The following is a 4,220-nucleotide window of genomic DNA, read 5'->3' on the forward strand; positions in this document are numbered from 1 at the left end:
GTATCTCTCGTCGTGGGCCCGTCTTCAGGGTTCAGGGATCTACCGTGCTGCCTTCTCGGCGAGTTTCTGGAACTCACCCAGGTCGTAGTTGGCCAGGGTGGAGTCGAGATTGGTGAGGGCGCCCAGGTGTTCCACGAAGCCCTTGGGGTCGTACTCGATCTGGAGTGTCACCCGGCTCGTGGTGTCGCTGAGGCGGTGAAAGGTCACCACGCCCGCGTGGTCCACCCCCTCGATGGTGTGCCAGGCGATCCGGTTCTCGGGCACCACTTCGGTGAGCTCGGCGACGAAGTTCTTCTCCGCACCGGGCAGTTCCAGCTGCCACGCGAAGCGACGCCCGTCCATCGGCTCGACCAGGCGTACGTGGCTGAGGAAGGAGGGCCAGCGTGTCACGTCGCTCCACAGCTCCCAGGCGACGGAAACCGGTGCCTGGATATCGACGGACTCGAGCAGGGACGCGGACATACGCACCTCTCTTTCTGTTCGGGGGAGTGGCCACGGAGTCTCCGGGCCGGTGGAACATGGCCCTCCGGTACCCCGTCGTGGCCGGGCCATGCAAAGACGTCACGCCACTGCGTGGGTGTCAGGTCTTCTCGCCGGATGCGGCAAGCTCCTTGAGGTCCACGGTCTCGCCGGGTGCGGGCTCCTGAGGGCTGACCGACTTGCCGTAGTCGCTGAAGGTGGCGGTGTTGGGGTCCTTGCCGCCGGTCGACGTGGTACGCAGGATGTACGGCTTGCCCTTCGTGGCCACGAACAGCGTGATGGTCTCGCCGCCGGAGTTCTTCTTCGTCAGCCGGATCGCCTCGGTGCCGTCGACGGTCGTCGTCGAGCCCTTCTTCATGCCCTTGCGCTCCGACTTGTCCTTGTCCATGGACGCCATGAGCGCCTGCTTGTCGCACACGTTCTTCGTCGTCGCGTCGTCCGCGGGTGCCTTCACCCACTTGTCCGCAACCTTCGGCACGATCTTGGCGCCGCCGGACTGGCCCTTGAGGGCGTTCTCCCAGTACTTCTCGTCGCCCCGCAGATAGAACGTCCCCTTTGTGTGCCGCACGTCCGCGGACGCACCCTCGGACTGGATGGTGCCGTCACAGTTCTTGCGCTGGTCCACCGACAGGTCGATGGTCACCGAGGAACCCGCCGACTGCCGCATGGTCCCCTTCATGTGCATCGAGTCGGCCTGTTGGGTGGCCTCGACCGCGTCAGCGGCTATCTGATCGGCGCTCTTGCCCGCGAACGGCTTGTCCTTGTTGTCGTCCGCGCCGTCGCCACCGCACCCGGCCAGGGCCACTAACGCCGCTCCGGCTGCCGCGGCCGCCATGGTTCGGCTACCCCTCACCATGTCTGCTCCTTCCTGGGGCGCGTCTGCGCCCTCCGCTCGCTCCGCGGCCGTCGGGGCCGCGGAACACCCGGTTACCCCCTCGCCCCGATAGATCACCGGAAGGTCGATTTCCACTTTCCGCGCCGGTTCACGGCCGCGCGCCCGGGGCGCCTGGCGCTTATGGTGACCGAGCGGCATACGGAGACAGCCATGACGTCAGCCAAGAAGTCACACATCGACCTGGAACAGTGCCTGCTCCTGACCGGCATGGGCAGCTTCGACTGGGACCTGGACAGCGGTGAACTCAGTCTCGACGCCAATGCCCTCGTGGTGCTGGACCTGCTCCCCGACGCGTTCCACGGCTCGGTGACCTCACTGCAGGGGCGTCTGCCCCCGGAGGAGGTCGTGCGCATCAGTTACGCCGTCAACGAGGCGGTCGCCACGGGCGTTGACCTCTACGGTCTCTACTTCCGTGTCCGCCACCGCGACGGTTCGCTGCATCTCAGCCACGTCCGTGGACGCATCCTGCGCGACGACGACGGCCGGGCCGAGCGAGCCGTCGGATTCATCCGGACCGCAGAGAACGACGGGACAGAACTCGCCGCCACTGATCCCAGAGAGGAGCGCCGTCAGGGCATCGCCCTGATGGTGCAAGGCACCACGGAAGCCCTCTCCCGGGCCGTCACGGTCGACGACGTGGTGGCTGTCCTGTCCGGCGCGAGCGGCCTCGACCGGTTCGCCGCCGATGGCCTCGTCCTGGGCCTGGTCGAGGGGGACGACCTGAAGCTGATCGCCCTGGTGGGCCAGACGATGCAGGCCCTCGACGAACTCAAGCTGTACCGGGCCGACGAATCGCTGCCGCTGGTCGAAGCCGTCCTGACCCGGCAGCCCCGATTCGTGGGTGCGTTGCCCGATCTCGGGCAGCGCTTCCCCCGCCTCGGCCCCTACATCGCGCACATGGAGCTCGATTCGGCGGCGTTCCTGCCTCTGGTCGCGCAGAACCGCGCTATCGGCGGCCTCGCACTCTTCTACCGTGGCCGCAAGGACTTCACCGACGCGGACCGCAACCTCTGCATCGGTCTTTCCGGCATCGTCGCCCAGTCGCTTCAGCGCGCCATGCTCTTCGACGAGGAACGGGACCTCGCCAAGAGCCTGCAGGCCACGATGTTGCCGCGCGGGATCCCCGACGTCCCGGACGCCGAGGTCGCCGTGCGCTACCACGCCGCCTGGGGCGGCCGTGACGTCGGAGGCGATTTCTACGACGTCATCACCCTGCCCCGCGGGCGCATCGGCGTGGTGGTGGGTGACGTACAGGGACACGACACCCACGCCGCGGCCATCATGGGGCAGCTGCGCATCGCCCTGCGGGCCTTCGCCGGCGAGGGGCACCCGCCGGCGACGGTGCTCTCACGCACCTCACGCTTCCTGGCCGAGCTGGACACCGAGCGGTTCGCCACCTGCACCTACGCCCAGTTCGACCCCGCCACCGGCATCGTGCGCGCCGTGCGGGCCGGACATCTGCCGCCCCTCGTGCGGCATGTGGACGGCCGGGTGGGTGTGCCACGGGTCCGCGGCGGGCTTCCGCTGGGCCTTGCCACCGACTTCGGCATGGAGGACTACCCCGAGGTGCGGCTCGATCTCGTACCGGGCGAGACCCTGGTCCTTTGCACGGACGGACTCGTGGAGGACGCCGGTCTCGATCTCGACACGGGGATCCAGAACCTCGCCGAAGTGCTGGCCGCAGGACCCGAGACGGCCGAAGACCTGGCGGATCACCTCTCCCGCGCGCTGTGGGAGAGGTGGGGCAGCAGCGACGACGTGGCGCTCCTGGTCCTGCGGCGGCTCCCTGACCCCGGCACGCTCCAGGAGCCGCGCATCCATCGGTACGTCCACCAGGCCGACCCCGAAGGACTCGCCGACGCCCGTGCGGCGCTGCGGGAACACCTTGCGTCGTGGGGTCTTGGGGCCGTCGCCGACGATGTCGAAGTGGCGGCGGGCGAACTCCTCGTCAACGCCCTGGTGCACACCGACGGAGGTGCCATCCTCACGCTCGAAGTCCTCACGGGGCCGCCTCGCCGTGTCCGCCTCTGGGTCAAGGACCGCTCAAGCACCCGCCCCCGCAAGAGGTCTCCGGTCGAGACCGCCACATCCGGCCGTGGACTGCTCCTGGTGGAGGCGGTCGCCTCGCGCTGGGGAGTCGAGCCACGCGGCGAGGGCAAGGCCGTCTGGTGCGACTTCACTGTGCCGGAAGCCTGACCGACTCCATCCGTCACGTTTCTCCGTCGCGATCCGTCAGGGCAGTGAAAGCCACACGAAAGCCCTGAGGAGACAGCGATGGAAACACGTTCGATCACGGCGCAGGTCCCGATGGTTCCGCGGATGACCGAGGACCCCGCAGCGCTCGTCCCCGAGCTGGCAGCGGTGTCGGCGGCGCTGTTCAAGGTCACCGGCAACGGTTCGGTGCCCCGCTCCACGATCAGCCTGGTCCAGCTGCGGGCGGGTCAGATCGTCGGCAGCACTTACCTGACCGTTCTGCACACGGGCTTCTTGCGCAAGGCCGGGGAGTCGCAGGAACGCATCACGTCAGTGGCCTCCTGGCAGGACTCTCCGTACTTCACCGGTGCCGAACGCGCCGCGCTCGCACTGGTGGAAGCCGTCCTCCAGCCGGCCGCGCACGGTGAGGGTGAGAGGGTCTCCGACGAGCTGTACGCCCAGGCGGCGGAGCACTACGAGGCCCAGGCGCTCGCCACCCTGATGTTCGCGATCGGCCAGGTCAACTTCTTCATCGCCGTGGCGCTCATCGCCAAGCCGGTGCCGGGCCGGTCGTTCACCGATCCCTGGAACTGAGACCGCAGGGACGAGCGTCGCCGCGTAGAACGCCGTCGGCCGCTGCCTTCTCAGGCAG

4 protein-coding genes are annotated in these 4,220 nt (G+C 68.3%); 2 read left to right on the forward strand and 2 right to left on the reverse strand.

Annotation, left to right across the window (positions count from 1 at the left end):
- Positions 1-39: 39 nt before the first annotated feature.
- Positions 40-462, reverse strand: a complete 423-nt coding sequence (locus ACFQ7F_RS45445; RefSeq protein ID WP_383285543.1) for an SRPBCC family protein — start codon at positions 460-462, stop codon at positions 40-42.
- Between the two features lie 118 nt (positions 463-580).
- Positions 581-1,315, reverse strand: a complete 735-nt coding sequence (locus ACFQ7F_RS45450) for a hypothetical protein (protein ID WP_383285546.1) — start codon at positions 1,313-1,315, stop codon at positions 581-583.
- A 210-nt stretch (positions 1,316-1,525) separates the two neighbouring features.
- Between ACFQ7F_RS45450 and ACFQ7F_RS45455 the strand changes: the two genes are divergently transcribed.
- Both ACFQ7F_RS45455 and ACFQ7F_RS45460 read left to right on the forward strand, forming a co-directional pair.
- Positions 1,526-3,571: a SpoIIE family protein phosphatase gene (locus ACFQ7F_RS45455; protein ID WP_383285549.1), complete on the forward strand. Its 2,046-nt coding sequence runs from the start codon at positions 1,526-1,528 to the stop codon at positions 3,569-3,571.
- A gap of 78 nt (positions 3,572-3,649) precedes the next feature.
- The gene (locus tag ACFQ7F_RS45460; protein ID WP_383285551.1) at positions 3,650-4,162 is read left to right on the forward strand and encodes a carboxymuconolactone decarboxylase family protein; all 513 of its coding nucleotides are present in this window, start codon (positions 3,650-3,652) and stop codon (positions 4,160-4,162) included.
- Positions 4,163-4,220 lie beyond the last annotated feature (58 nt).

This window comes from Streptomyces sp. NPDC056486, from assembly GCF_042795295.1.
Classification (GTDB): Bacteria; Actinomycetota; Actinomycetes; order Streptomycetales; family Streptomycetaceae; genus Streptomyces.